The organism is Streptomyces sp. NPDC048636 (assembly GCF_040650655.1).
GTDB lineage: Bacteria > Actinomycetota > Actinomycetes > Streptomycetales > Streptomycetaceae > Streptomyces.
The window spans coordinates 355,133-372,195 of record NZ_JBEZHR010000001.1 but is presented as its reverse complement, the minus strand read 5'-3'; the positions used below and the strand labels follow the sequence as shown (position 1 = coordinate 372,195).

Below are 17,063 nucleotides of genomic sequence, written 5' to 3'. Positions count from 1 at the left end.
GGCGGCAATGGGCCGCGCACAGAGAATCGCAAGGACGAACCGATGAAATGAGAGAGAACGAAGCGGGTCGGTAATATGTCGACCCTGCGCGCCGAAGCGGAACCGGCAATGCCGCAAAGAAGAGCGACGGGCCGCCCGCACGCCGCGTATGCGGCTGTTACAGGCACACGGGAACACCGAAAAGCAACGAGCTGGGGCCCGCACCCAAGGTGCGGCCCCAGCTACGGTGTTACGCGTGAGCGTCAGGCGGGAACGATGTTCTCGGCCTGCGGGCCCTTCTGGCCCTGCGTGACGTCGAACGTCACCTTCTGGCCTTCTTGCAGCTCGCGGAAGCCCTGGGTGGCAATGTTCGAGTAGTGGGCGAAGACGTCGGCGCCGCCGCCGTCCTGCTCGATGAAGCCGAAGCCCTTTTCCGCGTTGAACCACTTCACGGTGCCAGTAGCCATGTCTTGTCTCCTTCGGGGCAGTGCCCGGAGCCCACACCGTGTGAGCCCCGTGTCGCTGCGTTGATTGCCCGTCCGGAACACCGGAAATACGAAAGCGCTCCGCCATATGTGACGGCGAGCACACATGAAGTCTTGGGAACCACAACTGCAACTGGATCGACGGTAGCACGGCACCGGCGGCCATGCGCGGCACTTGATCCCGAGGCTTTCGAGAGCGTAAAAAATCCTTACCGCACCAGTAGCCATTTCTGTAGTTGCGGCATGAGATATGCGCCGTCGACGCTCGCCCGTATTCGACCGAAATATCCGTCGGCCTCCTCGGCCACCGCCGTGGCCCCGCAGGCACAGGCAGCACGGAGGAAGGCAACCGCCCCATCCCGGGAGACGGGCACGGGAGAAGCCGTGGCTTCGCGGTCGAGGACAACGCGAGCGGCCGGCGGGACGGCAAGCCGCGCTCGGGCCGCAGCCGAAAAACTACACCGGGAACAGTAAACATTCACAGTTCGCGTGGCCAGTTTCCGTGATAGCGACAGACGCCCATCTGCCGCGAGCGCGACGCGGCATGGCAGTGGAGTCGCCGGGCCAAGATGTGCAGGAGGACCCCACAGCCGAGCAGTGCTCGGTTACCGTTTCGACCTCGCGCAGGACGGGGCGTCGATCGATCACCTCGCCTGGTGGCTCCGAAAGTTACGCACGGTCGGCGGCCCAGCCATGGAGGGGCAGTGGCGACCTACTGCGGATGTCGCACCTTCCGCCGCCCCGACCCCCGGGCAGACGTGGCCAGTTGTACTCGAACAGGTACCGGAACCGGGCGTTGTTTCAGGCGTTTTTGCGCCTGTGGCCTGATCCTGTCTCTTGCTCGTGCTTCGTGCGCATGTCACACAGTTGATACGCGGGGAGTGGGGGAGGGATTGCGTATGCCCGTGCAAGGTGGCAACCAAGATGGGCCGTCGGAGTGGGCTATGAAGAAGTTCGGGCGGCACGCCGGAAGGCTCGTCGAGGCGATACCAGCGCAACTGGCCAGGGCTCACGCGAAGGCACACGCCGTGCACCGCACCGCGAGGCTCAAGAAGCGCAGCCCTTACGGCGTGACCTTGGCCGAGGCCGTGCGCGAGCACCTTGCCGACATGGCCCGTGAGCTGGACGAAGCTGTCCGGGACGTACGCGGGTACGAGTACGCCGTCATCAACGACCACGCGCTCTTCCCCCTTAAGTATGCCGACCGTCCCAGGCCCCTCGACCGTGCGCGGTTGGCTGCCAATGCTTCCCCCACGCGCCGACGCATGCTCCTGGGTCACGGGCCGGGACCGGACGAAGGCCTCTTCTCTCTGGGTGACGAGTACACGACCGAGGAATACGCGGATCTGCACGAGACCTTCGAGGCTCTCGGCGCCTCCACCAAACTCGTATGTCTGTTCTTCACCGCGGATCCAGAGGGTGGCATCCACGTCATTTACTGGGGAGACTCCCGCCTGGAACCGGATCGCACCTTCACCTGGCTCCACAGCGAACAGCTGTCGGTGGCGCCAGCTCCGCTTGGATGAGCCGCTCTGGCCTGGCCTTCCCTGGACCGAGCTAGGACGCCCGAGGCCGACCATAGGCGACCGACAGTGACAGCTGCCACAAGCAGATTGATAGCGAGGGCCCGGTCGCAAGTGGCTGCTCTGACAAGCTCATCGAGAGATTGTGAGTTTTCGGCAGACAGAGTACGTTCACGCCCACGGACTGATTGGGCTTACAGGGAGCGGGATGTCTGCATACGGCCGCGAGAGCAGCGAGTGGGACAGGCTGGTAGACGCAGGCCGCGAGTTCCTCATTGAGCGGGCCAAGCTGGGCAAGCTCACCTCATACACAGAACTCAACGTCACCTTGTCCAGACGAACTGGGTATCGTGCCTTCGACTTTGAGCGTGCCGACGAGCGAGCAGCTATGGGGCACCTGCTGGGGCTGATCGTAGAACGCGACCAGCAGATCAATCCCTCTGATCCCCCGCTGATGCTGTCAGCTCTAGTGAACTACTTGACCGCCAACGATGCTGGGCCCGGCTTCTACCAGCTGGCCAAGGACCTTCGACTCCTCCCCCTGAGTGCATCGAAAGACGAGAAGGACAGCTTCTGGATCAGGCAGGTAAGACGCCTCTACGAACAACACGGGCGAGCTCCACGTTGACCTAGGAGACCAGTTCTGCGTGTCTCACCGTCCTAACTAACCTCAGGACGAAGAGGTCGTTGGGTTCAAACCCGATCACTTGTGATCCTTCTTCTCAGGTTCGCCGCAAGGCTGTCCTCATCTCGTCGACTAGCACCTGGCGGGCCTCACGCACGGCCCTCCAGGCATGGACGTACTCCGCAGTGTCCGAGTCACGGCCGACCACCACCACGTCGTGAAAGTCGAGCACACTGAGGGTCGCTCGACTGGCCATGTCGAGGATTGGCTGCTGGGCCACCAATGCCAGTTGCTGCTGTGCTGCGTATACATCGTGCTCAACGATCGCTATGTGGCCCTTGCCAACGCGTTCTGGAGAAGGTTCTGTTCGGGAAAACGCATCCCGGGCCCGAGCAAGCGCTGTGAGGTACGCCGTGAACGCGGCACGCAACGCGTCTCGATCCCGCTCCGAGGCGTCGCGGCGCCACCGAAGGCGGTCAGCGATGAGCGTGCTGACCACACCAAGAATCGTGCCCACAGCTGTTGCCACAATTGTTGACCACTGCATGCGCCGCCCCTATAGGTCGATTGCCCGACTGGCTTCGAAGGACTGCACCAGGGCGCAACCACTGGTGTTGCCCGGGCCACTCCCAGAACCCACTACCAACCCGTGACTCCATCGGACCATGGCGGGAGCGGCATGAGATAGCCCTGTAGAACTCACTGGCTGACATCCATCCTTGACATCAAGTCGAGCGCATTCCGCCATCAAGCCGCAGTCAGCTGCCGGTCGATGCGGCTGATCAGCTCAGCACGGTGAGCGCGCAGTTCAGCCGGGGCACAGGTGACGGCAATGCGGTGGGCCTCGACCAGAGGGCCGAGTTCCGGTGGGGGCTCGACCACCCCGGTGAAGAGCGGTGCCATCCAGGCGGCTGTCGGTGCCTGCACCTCCGGGTCATCCGGCGAAGCAGGTGCCGGGGCAGGCGGCGTGTGGCCAGCCTGACCATGGAGCATACGGGCGTTGAGGATGGCGGCTTCCCAGACACGCATGCTCTCCAACCGCACGTGCGAGGCCAGTTCGTCCCGTAGGGCGCACAGGTCGCTCCAGGCCCGCTCGTGCTCGCGCAGGGCCGCGCCGACTCTCCGTACCAGCAGGGCATAGGTCAGTCGGGCCCGCAGCAGACCACGACGGGCCTCGTCCGCGCTGTCGGCGTAAGGGTTGTGGGCAACGACCTTCATGGCCACGGCGGTGATCGCGAGTACCAACATCAGCACGGCGACCCAGCCCGGCGCATACCGGGCGCCCTCGACTCCCGCCTCCCCCACCGCAGTGTCACGGGCACGTAGCACCGCCCACACGGTGACGGTGATCAGCACGGCGACGAGGTAGAGGACAGGCAGGGCGAGCGAGCTGAGCAGGGCGAGTCCTGGACGGCGTTCGCGGAGGGCATGCAGTTGCTCGCGCACCCGATAGAGGGGGGCCGCGATCGCGTGTCCGGACAACATCAAGGCCAGAGCCAGGACGATCCCGGGAAGGAATGAGACCGTCTGCTCGACCAGCGAAACAGACTCCTCGCTGGTAGTGAGGTACTGGAAGACCCGCATGAAGTACCAGGCGTCGAACACGGCCATGGCAGCGATGACCGGCCAGCGCAGCACCCGTATCCATGTCTCGCGACGACGCCGGTCGTGAGCCCCGTCCTCCGCGTGGCGGGCCTCGACCCCCTCCTGGGCCACGCGCGCCGTCCGTAGTGAGGCGGCCGCTTCGAATCGGGCGAGGGACTGGACTGCTTCCTCGGTCCTGGCATGAGTGCCGATCGTACGCGCGCGGGCGGCGGCGAGCTGCTCGCGGTTGCGGCTGACGAGTTCGGCGACCTCACGGGCCGCGCGCAGCAGCATCCGCATCTCACCGTTGTCGAGACGCTCCGGGTCCCGCTCGGGCCCCTGTTCTGCGCTTTTCACTAAATGCCGAATATCGCATCCACAGCCGTGGTGGCAAGGAATGCCTCGGTGGATCTGGGACATGGACAAAGTCCTTTTCTGCGAGGTGCTTCCCGAACGGTTACGGACTCGGTCACGGGGGTCAGCGATGGACCGTCACGGCCACCTCCACTCGGCGGTTGCAGGCCATCGCCGCGTAGTCCGGAACGCTGTCGCGGTACTCAGGGGTGCACTGGGGCTGGTCGTCGGAGTAGCCATGGGTGGAGGTCACCCTGATCCCGCGCTGGACGAGGGCGGCACGGACAGCCTGTGCGCGGGCCAGAGAGAGCTGCCTTCCGTGCTGTTCGCTCCCCCGGGAGTCGGTGTGTCCGGAGACGGTCACCGAGCTGGGATGAAGCTCGTTGATCCGGCGCACCGCGTCGTCCAGCGTGCTCCGCGCCGTGGGGGAAAGCTCCGCGTGGTCGGTCGCGAACAGGACGGACCCGGGAAGGGTGATGGTGGTGACCTTGCCTGCCGGCCGTTCCGAGACGGCAGGGAAGGTCACCTCGGGTTCGGACTTACCGGCCCCGGTCCCGGGCCCCGCCTCGTGAGAACGCGCTGTCGCCGCCACGTGGCAGTCCGCGGCGCCGGTGGCCTCGCACATCCGGGTCCACAGCGTGGTCAACCAGGCGGTCTGCGAGGAGGACGGCACTTCACGGCGAGCGGCCCGGCCTATGCCGACAAGACTTACCTCGGTACCCGTCAGATTCGGGAGTTCCCCCGCCTTGCGACAGCGCCTCACCATCGTCGTGATCTCCGCGGTACCGTCGAATCCGGCGGAACGCAGGTCCACGCACCCGGTGTTGGTCAACCCGTCGGTCGCCATGATGATCCGACGCCGTCCACTGCCCTGACCGAGCTGGTCGGACGCCGCCGCGAGGGCACCCAGCACATCGGTACGATCGGTGCTCGGCGTTCCGGCGGACAACTGTCGCAACCGCTTCTCCAAGCAGGCGTGTCGGACACTCCGCCGGTCCTTCTTGAGTGTGTCGTTACCTGTTACCGGGGTAACGGTCGCATGGTCCACCTCCCAGTCGACGGTGGCCCGCGTCCCGTCGAACCCGGCGGCGGAGAGGAGTCCGCCCTCTAGTGCCGGCAGCGTGAGCCCGTGGTCAGCCAAGAGAGTGGCCGACCAGTCCGGTACCCGAGTTGTGGGTGCCGTAGTCCTCAGCGGGCGGGTGGAGGAACTGCGGTCGACAAGCACGACGGTGCGCTGCCGGGTGTCGTCGGACGTACGGTCCATCCAGGCACAGGGCCGTGTCTTCGCCGGTTCGAAGGCACCGCAGCCACTGCCTGCCAGAACCGCGGTCAGGACGACGGTTGCAGCGAGGAATCGGATGGGTAACGCTCGCGGCAAGGGGCTCATGGGGGTCTCCAATTGAGTGAAATGCGCATTTGTGACTGTTCTTGAGCAGTGCTACAGGCGTTACTGGGAGCCTTCGACCGCTCGGTACCAGGAGGCTCCCTGTGTCCATCTCCGTCGCCGGAAACACCGCCGGAAGCCGCCCCGTGCGCTCCGCCCCCGAGGGGGACGGAGCCGTCGGCCTCCAGTCGGGTCTGGCCGTCTACACCTCGCTCCAGGCGTCGGCCCAGTTCGCCGACGCGAAGGTCGGTATCCTCTGTGCCATCCAGGTAGGGCTGATAGCCACGGCCGTCCCTCAGGGCGACCTCGTACGCGGGGCATGGGAGCGCGGCGGGCCCGGTGCTTGGATCGCAGTCGGCTTACTGGTGTTGCACGTTGCGGCGTTCCTGCCCGCCGTGTACTGCGTCGTTCAGGCGCTCCGCCCCCGGCTGGGGCCGCCGCCCACCCCTAACCGGTTTAGCCTGCCGCTATTGGCAGCCGCCGATGGCAACCCTCCGCGGCCGGACGCCGGCAGCGAGCGGAAGGAGATCTGGCAGTTGATTCCCTTGCTGGCCCGGGTGACGATGACCAAGCACCGGTACATCACCCGAGGAGTGGCCTGGACGGGCCTGATGGCAGCGGCCGCCGGCCTCTCCTTCCTCGCTGGTCCGCTGCTGGCCTGAAGCACGCCATCTCGCCTCAGCCTTAAGCGGGCTATGGCCGGGGAAGCGGCTCAGCCGGGCCGTCCCCGGTCCCCGACTCGCCGGGCAGCGGGAGGCCAAAGAGGCGCATCGCGTGGCCGAGGTGCCGCTCGTTTGCGACAACAAACTCAAAGATGTCCTGTGACTGGTAGTTCTTCGTCTGCCCCTGCAAAAGCTTGATGAAGTCGGCAACGTGCTCCTGCCGCTGCTGGTACATGACGCTGACCTCAGTGGCCGCCTTGTCCGGCTGCTCGGCCAACAGAACCGCCCATGGCGTAAGCCAGGACAACGAGTCGCCGTCTCGCCGCGCACCGACCAATCCGCTGGCGAGGAACTCTCTCCACTCCTGGGTGGCATTCGCCAACAACCTCACGCGGAGTGCGGACTTCGCGTATCGGTGCTCGATCTCCTGTAATTCCAGGGCCGCTTTGCGCTGCTGCTCCACCACCTCCGGTGCGGGCTGGAGGGAGGCAACGGTACGGCAGCTCACGAGCCCGCCCTCGAAGCACTCTCCCGTCTTGAGAGCGTCGTTGATGGAACGCTCCGCCTCTTCGACGTGGAATGGCTCGTAACGGCGGGCGATGTCGCGGATCCGTTCGGAGAGGCGTTGAGGCATGGCCGCCTGATAACTGTCGATGGCTCCGCGCAGCGTCTCCAGGTCGAGGCGCCCTTCCGCGCACCAATCGCAGCGAATCTCGACGAGGAAGTCGAACCCGCCCCCCTTGGCGGGTGTCTCGAACGTCACCTGGGTACTGCGGTGTATCGTCTCGAGCTCAGCCACATCCACCTGCACGAAGGGGTTCGCCGCAGGTTCCATGTCTCCGCCGAACCAAGCACGTATCCAGGCGAAGGGGCCACGGCGTGGTGTGCTGGTCACATCGACCACCTTTCCCTCACAAGAGATTTGATCCGAGCGGCCACGCCGCTGCCCCGGAGTTGGTAGCTCCACAGCCGCAGATAGAACAGGAATTGCTCACGCAGGTCATTACCCTCGACGCCCGGTTCGGGAAGGTCGGCGATGAAGTGGGCCACCAGTTCGTCGAGGCCTGGCGCGTCCTCGGCACGCTCCACCCACAACCGCATGGCATCCCAGCCCCACCGACGATGCAGACTGGTACGGCTGAGCAGGGTCTGTCGGGTCAGCAGGAGCAGATGTGCTCGCGAACCCGGATTTCCCAGGAAGGGGATGACGGCCCGTTCGCCACGGAATTTGCTGAGTCTATGGAGGCACCTCGCTGCGTCGTCGCGCAGCCGGTAGCGTGGCGAGGCCGACCAGTGAGCCAGCCGTTCCAGGACTTGCTCCCGCGATCCGGCTGCGTAGATCTCCCGAACCGCGGTCCACACGCTCTGCATTCGCGACTCCGCGATTCGCTCCAGATTACTCAAGGACTCGGTAGGGAACATCGCGCCGATGGAGGTCCCGTACGCTGCCTGGGCACAGTCCTTGAACTCGCGCAGTTGAGACCAGCGCGACAGCAGTTGCCGGACCCGGGGGGCCAGTAGTGGGTCGATGACCACAGCCCGTTCCAGTGCCCACGCCGCGGCGAACCGTTTTGATTCCTCGTGCTCCCCCTTTTCGGAGGCCCAGCGTACGAGCAGTTCCTCATGCACATAGGCCCAGTCGAAGGTCGTGAGCAGACCGACGGTCTGTGCTGCCGCTACCCGGATGTCCTCCTCGCTTCGAAGGACTAGGCTGTCCAGCCATTCCAGCAGTGGCCACCGCGCTCCGCTGTGGTCGTGCCACAGCACCTCCATAACCGCTTCGCCAAGGCCGGGTTGACGCATCTGCACCAGGCATTCCGGATGGCGGGGTTCCACCAGCAGCCCAGCGTGATCCGTGAACTCCACTTCGGAATGGTTCAGCCAGTCACTGAGGCTCTCCTCGAACAGCGGCATCTCGGGCACGGAGGACGGTGAACGCACCCCGTACAGCAGCTCCGCGAGCCGGTGAGACTCCCGACTGACCCGGCTCAGCGTCGACCCGTCGAGCACGACGCAGGCCAGCAGGAACGCCCGCGACCACAAGGACATGTCCGGCTTCTTGGAGTCACCGGACCCGAGCTTCGGCAGGCTGAGAAGCCTCTCCGCCTTGGCCCGCAGCTCGGCCCCGAGCCCCTCTACGATCTGGTCGGCGTCGTCGCCGTTGCGCAGGCGCCGAGCCAGTTGCCCGGCCAGTCTGGCGATCTGTGCCATGGACCTGCGTCCACGGAGATCGGCCTTGAGCCGCTCGTGCTCCAACAGCTTGCGGCAGCCCTCTGGATGATCTTCGAGCAAAACCGTCAGGTGTCGATTCAGTACCTGGGAACGCAACTCGTCCGGCGCCTCGTGCTCGACGACATGCCCTTCCAGACCTGTCACCGGAAGCTGGTCGTCAATGATGATCACCAGTGGGGAACGACGATAGGTCGCTTCGCGCAGTCGGGTGAGCAGCTGGGCGGTCAACTCGGCCGCCCACACACTGTCGCCGCCCTCGACAACGTGCCCCCGGGTGGCCTGAAGCCCCTTGCCCTCGTTCACCAGCCGCCGCGCACCCGCCTTCGCGTCCAGGAGGATGACGCCGGTATCCATCACTTCCCGGACAGCCAGCAGCGCCGTGGTAAAACGCCCGGAACCAGGAGCCCCACGCAACACCGCCACCCAGTACTTGCTCAAGTGCGCGACGAGGGCGTCGTGACTGCTGGGTCGCACGTACCTCGCGCGCCGAGAGTCCAGTTCCTCCTCCGGACACCTCCCGTCGATCGCCGGTTCGCCGGTCGGCGCACCGTAGTGGATCTTGTACATCGTCTTAGCCGCGTCGCCGCTGCCGAAGCCGATGGCCCCGCTCTTGAGGGCTCCTTCGACGAGAGTCAGCGGAAGGCCACGTTCACGCAGTTGGCGAATACGGTCGGCCTGCTCGTCTTCCCCGTCCACGCCAGCCGTCGGGAACGCACCAACCTCGTCGCCGCGCGGCTCTGCCGACGGCTCCTCCAGGGGTTCGTTCATGGGATCGGTCACGTCGTCCATGCCTGGCGCGCCGTCACCGGTGGTAGTTCTTGTGCATGGTCTCGGCCGCGTCACCGCTGCCGAAGTGGAAGACGCCGCCCTTGTTGCGCTTCACCACGTTGGTGGCCGCGGGGGCCGCAAGGGCTGTAGGAACCTCCGGCTCCGGGTCGGCGACAAGCGGGCCCAGTTCGTCCCGGCCGTGCTCGGGTACGTGGATCCAGCCGTAGCCGCCGAACTCTTTCTGCTGAACGTGCACCCTGACATACCGAGCGGGGTCGAGGCCTTGCCCTTCACCACGGAGCCTGACGACATCCTGGTAGAGCCGGTCGGAGACGATGACCGCGAGGTCTGTCGAGTCGATGGCTATCAGCACCCGCTTGAGCTGGTCCGCGTTGAGGTAACGAGCAACCGCCACCGGGGCCGGCCCGCTGTGGCCGAGGGCGGCCGTGCGGGCGACGCCGTAGTCGATGGCCAGCCTGAGCCGCATGCGCTGGTGCTCGGCGAGGTTGGCGTTGCGCTCGCCGAGCCGGATGGCCAGATTGCGCACAAAGCCGCCGAGCACCTCCGGTTCCGGGGTGTCGAGCGGCAGTACGGCGAATTCCTGGTCGCCCTGCGGCTGACGGGACCATGTCGTGCGGTCCAGGCCGCTCAGTACGGCCGCCTCTTCCAACACCCGGACCAGATCGTTCTGGAAGATCTCCTGGCTCGGGGTGTCGAGGCGGCTGTACTGCTCCACATCGGCTGCCATGCACAGATGGCGGGTGATGATCTCCTGTGACTGCGATGTCATGGTTCCGGTCACCTGTCTGCCGTGGTTGACGAGTTCGGGCGTCAACTTTGCAGCCGGGGACGGAAAACACCGAGCGAGTCGTAGAAATATGGTTTTCTTCAGCGGTGCCCGTGGCTACCCGACGGTCGGGCCCAACCGGGCGACCCTTCGCAGTCGGTTCAGATCAAGGACCGTGGTCCGCCGATAGCCCGTGGTGATGAGACCGTCCTTGCGTAGTTCGGCAAGAGCCTTGTGAATCGTGACCTCTGCCGCGCCGGTGAGCGCAGCCAGTTCCGGTTGTGTCAGGTCGACGCCTATCACGAGGCCGCGCGGTACCCGATGTCCGTACGAAGCTGCCAATTCAGCAAGTACGCGGGCCAGTCGTACCTTGACCGGATAGCCGCCGAACTCGACCCGTCGGCGGTTCGCCCAGCGCAGCCGTTGGGTGACGATCCCGGCGATGGCAAGCGCCGCCTCCGGATGAGTGGCGAGGAAGTGCCGGAGGTCGGACTCGCGGACGATGCTGGCGGCGATCTCCCCGCATGCGGTGACCGTGGCCGATCTCGGTGCGTCGTCCATGGCGGCCATCTCGCCGACGACATCGCCACCGACCCTGATGGCGAGCAGTGCCTCGTGCCCGTTGTCCAAGCGTGCGGTGACCTTGACGAATCCGGAGCGTAAAAGCACGACGTGATTGGAATGATCGCCCTCACGGATCAAGATCTCTTCGGGGAGGTAGCGGCAGCGGGTACCGAGCCCGAGCAACTCGGTGCGTATGGGTTCGGACAGGCCGCCGAGGAAGCAACGGGCGGGCCAATTCTCCTGACTTCGGGATTCGGGCTGTACCGTCAAGGATGTTCCCTCTCCTTCACCGCTCGCACTCTGGTCCGTCAATGCCCCGGGCAAGTCGTCGGGACCAGGAGAGCAGGTACGGGCGCACTAGGGCAGAGTGCGCGGGGCGGACTTGATGCGCTTATTGCGCGCCGGAGTACGCGTCGGACCGCTGAACGCTCCTGCGCCGAGCCAGCCGCACTTCGCTGACCAGGCCAGATAACACACGGGCCCCACCGCTCGCCGGTGGGGCCCTTCCGGGTGAGCTGCCTAGCGCATCGCGAGGGCCCGCTTATCCCACTCGTCGATGCGCGCCATCGCTCGGCTGACCTGCTTCACAGCGGATGAAATGTCCTTGCCCGGTCCGCGCAGCTCTCGGCTCATGCCGATCATCCACTTGAGCACGGTCTCGAACAGCCTGAGGGCCTCCATACCTTCCCTGGTCGCGGCGGAGGTGCCGACCAACTGGTCGAGGAACTGCTGCGTTTCCGCGCCCCGTTCCTCTGGTGGAATCCCTTGGAGGAAGTCCAATGAGGCGAGGACCGCCGCATCCACCTCTGCCATCTGGCCGGCGAACCTCGTCGCGTGTTCCTTGAGTTCGACTGCCGGCGCGCTGATCGAAGCGGCATACTGAGCCATCACCGGGATCCGCGCGCTTACCGGCGCTCCGGGCCTCGAAGCACGCTCCATGGCGGGATTGGCCTCCTCAGTCAAGGAGGCGATGACATTGATCGCACCACCGATCGCGTCCATCGTCTCAGTCATCGCGTCCATCTGGTCCTCAACCTGCGCCAGGCGTTCGATCAGCCCAGGACTCTCATCGTCCTCGGCTCCAACAGCGCCCGGCTCCAGCGCCGGTACCCGCATCCCGCGCAGGACTCGTGCGGGAGTCAGCAGGTCAAACCCCTTGCTGAAGCCGCTTTCCATGACGCTCTCGAGCTCCTTGCGAGCGCCGATGAGTTCGCTCTCGGTCCGCTTGAAGCGGATGGTTCGCACCATAGAGATGTCGAAGGGAAGCTGCCCGTACTCTCCGAGGTGAATGGTGGGCTTGCCCATGGCATGCCTTACGCCCAGTTCCCACATCACGTTGGCATTGCCACCACTGACGTCCGCGATGACGAGGTCCGCCTCGATGAGTTGTCGGCAGATCTGTTCCGTCAGTTCGCCCGCGTGGGCGATTCTGTCCGCGCGGACAGGGGCGATACCAGACTTGGCGCAGGCGGGGAGGATCACCCGCTCGAAGATCTCAAGCGCATCCTCGTACACCTTCAGCTCCAGGCTGTCCGCCGGGGCGCGACAGTCGCCGATGGGTCCGATGACGAAGCATGTCAGCGGCTGTTCGGGCAGAGCCGATGGGTCCGGAGTAGCAATCGCCGTGAGAGCAGTCACGTTTGTTCCTCCACTCATGAAGGGGTCGGGGGGTGTGTGCGCGCATGGGCTGCTCCCGCCTCAACGTCGGCGGCGTAGACGGGCAGTTCCTCGATTCCGAGGGAACGCAGCATCGGCGCCGTGGGAATCCGGTACTGCCAGCCGAGCCGGTGGACCGGAAAGGAGAGGCGGCCCCTGCGGATCTGCCGGTACATGGTGTCCGGGCAGACGCCGAAGACACGGGCCGTCGTACGCACATCCAGGACGAGGGGAAGGTCGAAGAGTTCCGAGAAGGAGAGCGGTCGCCCGCGGGAGGGGGTCATCGCTTGGCCCCCGCCGGGCGAAGGGAGAGCGTTCCGATGGGCTCCCCGTCCCCTGGCCGGCGTGCCCGGAAGATGACATCGCGCAGACCCAGTCGGTCGGCAAGCGACCCGAGGCGCTCTCCCTCGACTCGTGTCCTCGACACGGTGAAACGCAGGGGAGCCGAGAGGCCGTCCGCCCTGGGCGGGGGCGCGACATCCACTTCCCACGCGTCCTCCACAGCGAGTTCTTGAGGAGCCAGCAGCGTGGTGTTGCGCCTTGCCGCGACGGAGGCGAGGTCGGCGACGGGCATCTCTTGTGCGGCCCTGCGAGCGAACCGCCAGGCATGCGTGTATCCCGCCCGCAGGATCAGGTCATCGAGTCCGGGTTCCTCCCCGTCCAGTGTCCCCAGGGAGGCGAGGATGCCCAGAACCGCCTCGGCTTCGACATCCTCCAGGTCCACGTGAAACAGCTCCGAGGCGCGGCGGACCGTACGGTACAGACGCGGCAAGGCGAGCCAGACCACTAGTAGCCGCCAGTGTTCCTCCGCGGCCTGGCTACGCGTCATGCGAACCGAGTGCCGCCAAACGGCCGCACACAGAGCGCTACCGCTGTCGTTGCCGTAGAGGAGCTTCCGGGCCTGCAAAGGGGACAGGGCGATGTGTCGGGGGCCCTCATCCCACTCAAGGCGCACTGCCTCGGCCCACGACGATGTGGACATCCACTCCTCGACCAGGTGAAAGGAGCCCTTGGGCCTCGGCATGCAAGTGGTCAGCGCCATCGTCCTACTCCTCCCGTGCGAGATTCCGGTGCGAGCGCGTCGATGAGACGCCCACACCCGAGTGCGAGCTCATGCAGTCCTCTTCTGAATTCCTGGTGGGCCGCAGGGGAAGGGCTCCTCGACGCGTTTGTTGTGCAGCGTGAGTTGTTCTCGGCGGCGGGCGCCGCCGCATAGAAGTTGAGGTTTCCGTTCACAGATCCGTGGAAGGCCATCCCGTGATCCACTTGCTGCCCGCTCCGCCACGCATCCGACGGGTGCCAAGCGAGCCCCGGGGTGCTCATCGCGATCCAGCAGGCAGGTCGGAGCCGCGTCCCGGGGCGTATCCGAAGGTGACGTCTCCCGTGACGTCACCCCTGAAGGCAACTCCTTCGTTGACGTGTTGCGATTCGTCCCGGGGCCCGGGCGACAGCACAGGAGGGTTTCCCACCGAGCTGGGCCCGTTCAGTAGTGTCAGCAGATCACGCGTAACGTGCCCCGGTACGTGGAGCCAGCCGTAGCCCCGGAACTCCTTCTGACTCACATGCACTCTGAGGTACTGATCCGGGTCGAGGCCCCGGGTCCGTGACCTCACGACGTCCTGGTAGAGCCGGTCGGACACGATTACCGCGAGGGGAGCGGCGTCCAGAGCGGCCAGGACGCTCTTGAGCTCCGGTGCGGACAGGAATCGGGCCACCGCGACCGGGGCGGGGCCGGAATGCCCGAGGGCGGCGGCATGGGCCACCCCCGCGTCAATGGCCAGCCGGAGGCGCATCCGCTCTTCCCACGCGTGGCCCGCATTGCGCTGCCGGAGCCAGGCTGCCAGGTTCCTGACGAAGTCGGCGAGCACCACCGGTTCCAAGGTGCCGGGCGGAAGTACAGCGAACTCCTGGTCTCCCTGCCCCTGACGAGCCCAGTCGAGTCGATCAAGGCCGCTGAGTTCAGCGGCCTCGGTCAAACCCCGGACCAGATCGGCCTGCACACCTCCCTGACCGGGGGTGTCGAGTCGTCCGTACTGCTCAATGTCCGCCGCCATACACAAACGACGCTGATCAGCCTCGCGCTTCTGTGTTCGAACTAGGTCCTTCACGAACTGAGTCACCTGCCTTGAGGTTGCCGACCGGGCTTTCCATCGCCAACTGTGACTCCAGGTCGGAAGAACACCGCCTCCGATCGTAGAAATACGGTTCTGGCGGGATACCGACGCGGTTTAGGAGGCACCCCGTTCTAGTTGTGCCACTCTCCGGAGTCGCTCTTCGTGAACGGTCATGTATTGACACCGGGTCTCGATGACACCGTCCCGACGCAGCTCGGCCAGTGCCTTGTGAACGGTCTCCTTCGTGGAGCCGATCAGCGCGGCCAGTTCCGACTGGCTGAGGTCCACTCCGACGATCACGCCCCGCCAGCCCTTCCGCCCATGCGCAGTGGCCAGCTCTACCAATGCCCGGGCCAGTCGAACCTTGACCGGGAATCCGCCGAATTCGAGTCTCCAGCGGTTCGCGCGACGCAAGCGCCGTGCGCACGTCCGGTAGATCGTCACTGCCGCTTCCGGATGGTGTACGAGGAACAGACGCAACTCGGCACTGGACACCACCCTCACCTCTGTGCCGCTACAGGCAGTGACGGTGGCGGACCTAGGGGTCTCTTCCAACGCCGCCATCTCGCCAACGACATCTCCCGGCACTCGGATACCTAAAAGCGCCTCATGGCCATTGCCCAGACATGACGTAACCTTCACCAGCCCGGAGAGGAGCAAGACAAGGTGGGTGTCCCGCTCGTTCTCACGCATCAGGCGCTCGCCCGGCGCGAAACGGTCTCGGATCCCCAGGTCGAGCATGTTTCTGCGGATCCCCTGCGGCAGCTCTGAAAGAAACGTGCCCGAAGGCCACAGAGGGTCTTCAGAGGTGCACCACCGCGATGTCGCGGGCGTCGACGTCGTCGTCACCACTTGCTCTCCATCCTGGTCCGGATCGCTCGTCGGGTTCCTCCAGAAGAGAACCACCTCACCGGTCGCCATTCGGCGAGACGGACGGAGATTTCACGGAAAGGAGTGCCGGCTCAATCCGCGGTCTGGAGCTGCCGATAGCAGAGGTTGTGTGTTCAGCACACGGCGGGCGGCGCCTCATCCCGCGCCCTCTCCCCGACGGGGCGAAAGGCCCGGGGTTTCGAAGGACTCGGGGCTTCCAGGACGTCCTGGCCGCGGGAGATCTCGGTGCTGATGTCCTCGCGGCGCTGCACCAAGAGGCTTAGCTCCCGCTTGCCCTCGTAGAGCGTGCGCTCGGCCTCGCGTACCGCTTCGGCCCCTCACCGCGGACGGTCTCCGGGAAGAGCTGCCGCCACAGCCGCTCCGCGGTCAGTCCTGCTCCGGCGGAGGCCCGTGCGCGGGCCAGGGCGAGCTCCCGCAGGGCCTGTTCGGTCCAGGCGATCCGCAGTTCGTCGCCGTGGAACTTGTCGTCCTCACCGAAGGACAGCGAGTCGTAGATGTCCGAGCGCAGGAAGAGCAGGAACCGTATGGCACGCCCGTAGCGGCCGGCGGCGTGCTTCGCCGCGAGCAGCAGGCCGATCACCATCGAGTTGCTGTCGGATTCCGCGGACCACACCTGCTCCAGCTGGTCGACCATCAGCAGCAGAGGTCCATGGGCCCCGTCGCAGCCCAGGTCGGTGAGGACCCTCGCCACGCCCTGCTCGACGACCTCCAACTGCCGGGCGGCGCGGGCGCCTTCCGACGGCGACGACGCCAGATCGACGCCCGCCTTGATGCCGAACGCCTCCAGGGACAGGGAGGTCTGGAGGCCCCGGGCCCCGCGCGCCAGCCGGCCGTCCAGCCGTCCGCTGTCGAGTTCGCCGTTCTGCTTCAGGAAGCGGGCCAGCGCCTTGACCGAGCGGGGCTTCTCGGCGTGCGCTTCCCTGCTGTGCGCCACCAGGTGGCGGGCGGCGTGCACCGCGAAGACATACCGCCAGATCAGCGCCTTCGCCGAATCGGCGGGGAGCCCCTGGAGCTCGAACCGGCGGATCTCCTCCCCCGCCGTCTCGTCCGGGGTGACGAGGACCTTCCCGTCGGTGTGGGCGCCGTCGGCCATCAACTGCATACAGATGGCGCTCTTGCCGGAGCCCTTCCGCCCGATGATCAGCATCTTCCGCCCGGTGACCGCCCCGCGGTAGGCGGCCGTGGGCAGAAAGGCCCCGCGTAACAGCAGCCCGTCGGTCACATCCCGTTCGGCGTCCTCGCGCCCGAAGTGCAGGTCCGCGAGGAGCGGGCCGTCAGCCATCCCAACCCCCCTGGTGTCGGCCCGTCGATGAACCCGGGTCCGCATGACCCAGCGTATCCGTACGGGCACACACCAGGCCCGAGAGCGTGGACGACACGGTCGGCCGTCACATGGTTTTGAGCTCGAGGGGGTGTGGGTGGTAAAGGCGCGCTACGCGGCCGGGAGGCAGAGGA

The 17,063-nt window shown here is 65.9% G+C and carries 16 protein-coding genes and 1 pseudogene; 3 read left to right on the top strand and 14 right to left on the bottom strand.

Features of this window, described 5'->3' with window-relative positions; all coding sequences use genetic code 11:
• Nucleotides 1–242 precede the first annotated feature (242 nt).
• A complete protein-coding gene (locus tag AB0C66_RS01735; protein ID WP_010986199.1) occupies nucleotides 243–446 on the bottom strand; it encodes a cold-shock protein in 204 nt (67 codons plus the stop codon).
• A 962-nt stretch (nucleotides 447–1,408) separates the two neighbouring features.
• On the opposite strand from AB0C66_RS01735, the gene AB0C66_RS01730 reads away from it, so the two are divergent.
• Entirely contained in the window at nucleotides 1,409–1,990 is a 582-nt protein-coding gene (locus tag AB0C66_RS01730; protein WP_362431495.1) for a hypothetical protein, read from the top strand.
• Between the two features lie 205 nt (nucleotides 1,991–2,195).
• Nucleotides 2,196–2,615: a hypothetical protein gene (locus AB0C66_RS01725; RefSeq protein ID WP_362431493.1), complete on the top strand. Its 420-nt coding sequence runs from the start codon at nucleotides 2,196–2,198 to the stop codon at nucleotides 2,613–2,615.
• Between the two features lie 94 nt (nucleotides 2,616–2,709).
• Here AB0C66_RS01725 and AB0C66_RS01720 read toward each other — a convergent pair whose 3' ends face one another.
• The 3 genes from AB0C66_RS01720 to AB0C66_RS01710 all read right to left on the bottom strand — a co-directional run bounded on the left by AB0C66_RS01720 (nucleotide 2,710) and on the right by AB0C66_RS01710 (nucleotide 5,508).
• Complete coding sequence (locus AB0C66_RS01720) at nucleotides 2,710–3,111, bottom strand: hypothetical protein (RefSeq protein WP_362431491.1); 402 nt, start codon at nucleotides 3,109–3,111, stop codon at nucleotides 2,710–2,712.
• Between the two features lie 248 nt (nucleotides 3,112–3,359).
• Complete coding sequence (locus tag AB0C66_RS01715; RefSeq protein ID WP_362431489.1) at nucleotides 3,360–4,616, bottom strand: hypothetical protein; 1,257 nt, start codon at nucleotides 4,614–4,616, stop codon at nucleotides 3,360–3,362.
• Nucleotides 4,617–4,674: 58 nt separating this feature from the next.
• A complete protein-coding gene (locus AB0C66_RS01710) occupies nucleotides 4,675–5,508 on the bottom strand; it encodes an OmpA family protein (protein WP_362431487.1) in 834 nt (277 codons plus the stop codon).
• 530 nt (nucleotides 5,509–6,038) lie between these two features.
• Between AB0C66_RS01710 and AB0C66_RS01705 the strand changes: the two genes are divergently transcribed.
• The gene (locus AB0C66_RS01705) at nucleotides 6,039–6,596 is read left to right on the top strand and encodes a hypothetical protein (RefSeq protein WP_362431485.1); all 558 of its coding nucleotides are present in this window, start codon (nucleotides 6,039–6,041) and stop codon (nucleotides 6,594–6,596) included.
• A gap of 31 nt (nucleotides 6,597–6,627) precedes the next feature.
• On the opposite strand, the gene AB0C66_RS01700 is transcribed toward AB0C66_RS01705, so the two are convergent.
• The 10 genes and pseudogenes from AB0C66_RS01700 to AB0C66_RS01655 form a co-directional block, all read right to left on the bottom strand.
• Nucleotides 6,628–7,491 (bottom strand): hypothetical protein, encoded by an 864-nt coding sequence (locus AB0C66_RS01700; RefSeq protein WP_362431483.1) that lies wholly within the window; start codon nucleotides 7,489–7,491, stop codon nucleotides 6,628–6,630.
• Nucleotides 7,488–9,617 (bottom strand): hypothetical protein, encoded by a 2,130-nt coding sequence (locus AB0C66_RS01695; protein WP_362431480.1) that lies wholly within the window; start codon nucleotides 9,615–9,617, stop codon nucleotides 7,488–7,490. The genes AB0C66_RS01700 and AB0C66_RS01695 overlap by 4 nt, the downstream gene beginning before the upstream one ends.
• 13 nt (nucleotides 9,618–9,630) lie before the next feature.
• Entirely contained in the window at nucleotides 9,631–10,386 is a 756-nt protein-coding gene (locus AB0C66_RS01690) for a hypothetical protein (protein ID WP_362431478.1), read from the bottom strand.
• A gap of 114 nt (nucleotides 10,387–10,500) precedes the next feature.
• Nucleotides 10,501–11,217: a Crp/Fnr family transcriptional regulator gene (locus tag AB0C66_RS01685; RefSeq protein ID WP_362431476.1), complete on the bottom strand. Its 717-nt coding sequence runs from the start codon at nucleotides 11,215–11,217 to the stop codon at nucleotides 10,501–10,503.
• 249 nt (nucleotides 11,218–11,466) lie between these two features.
• Entirely contained in the window at nucleotides 11,467–12,585 is a 1,119-nt protein-coding gene (locus AB0C66_RS01680; protein ID WP_362431474.1) for a hypothetical protein, read from the bottom strand.
• Between the two features lie 14 nt (nucleotides 12,586–12,599).
• Nucleotides 12,600–12,887: a helix-turn-helix domain-containing protein gene (locus AB0C66_RS01675; RefSeq protein WP_362431471.1), complete on the bottom strand. Its 288-nt coding sequence runs from the start codon at nucleotides 12,885–12,887 to the stop codon at nucleotides 12,600–12,602.
• A complete protein-coding gene (locus tag AB0C66_RS01670; protein WP_362431469.1) occupies nucleotides 12,884–13,645 on the bottom strand; it encodes a hypothetical protein in 762 nt (253 codons plus the stop codon). The genes AB0C66_RS01675 and AB0C66_RS01670 overlap by 4 nt, the downstream gene beginning before the upstream one ends.
• 277 nt (nucleotides 13,646–13,922) lie before the next feature.
• Nucleotides 13,923–14,723 carry a hypothetical protein gene (locus AB0C66_RS01665; protein WP_362431467.1) on the bottom strand — a complete coding sequence of 267 codons (801 nt, stop codon included), beginning with the start codon at nucleotides 14,721–14,723 and terminating at the stop codon, nucleotides 13,923–13,925.
• 108 nt (nucleotides 14,724–14,831) lie between these two features.
• Nucleotides 14,832–15,638, bottom strand: coding sequence for a Crp/Fnr family transcriptional regulator (locus AB0C66_RS01660; protein WP_362431465.1), 807 nt, complete (start codon nucleotides 15,636–15,638; stop codon nucleotides 14,832–14,834).
• 286 nt (nucleotides 15,639–15,924) lie between these two features.
• Nucleotides 15,925–16,890 (bottom strand): annotated as a pseudogene (locus tag AB0C66_RS01655) (hypothetical protein); the annotation flags it as partial.
• Between the last annotated feature and the right edge of the window lie 173 nt (nucleotides 16,891–17,063).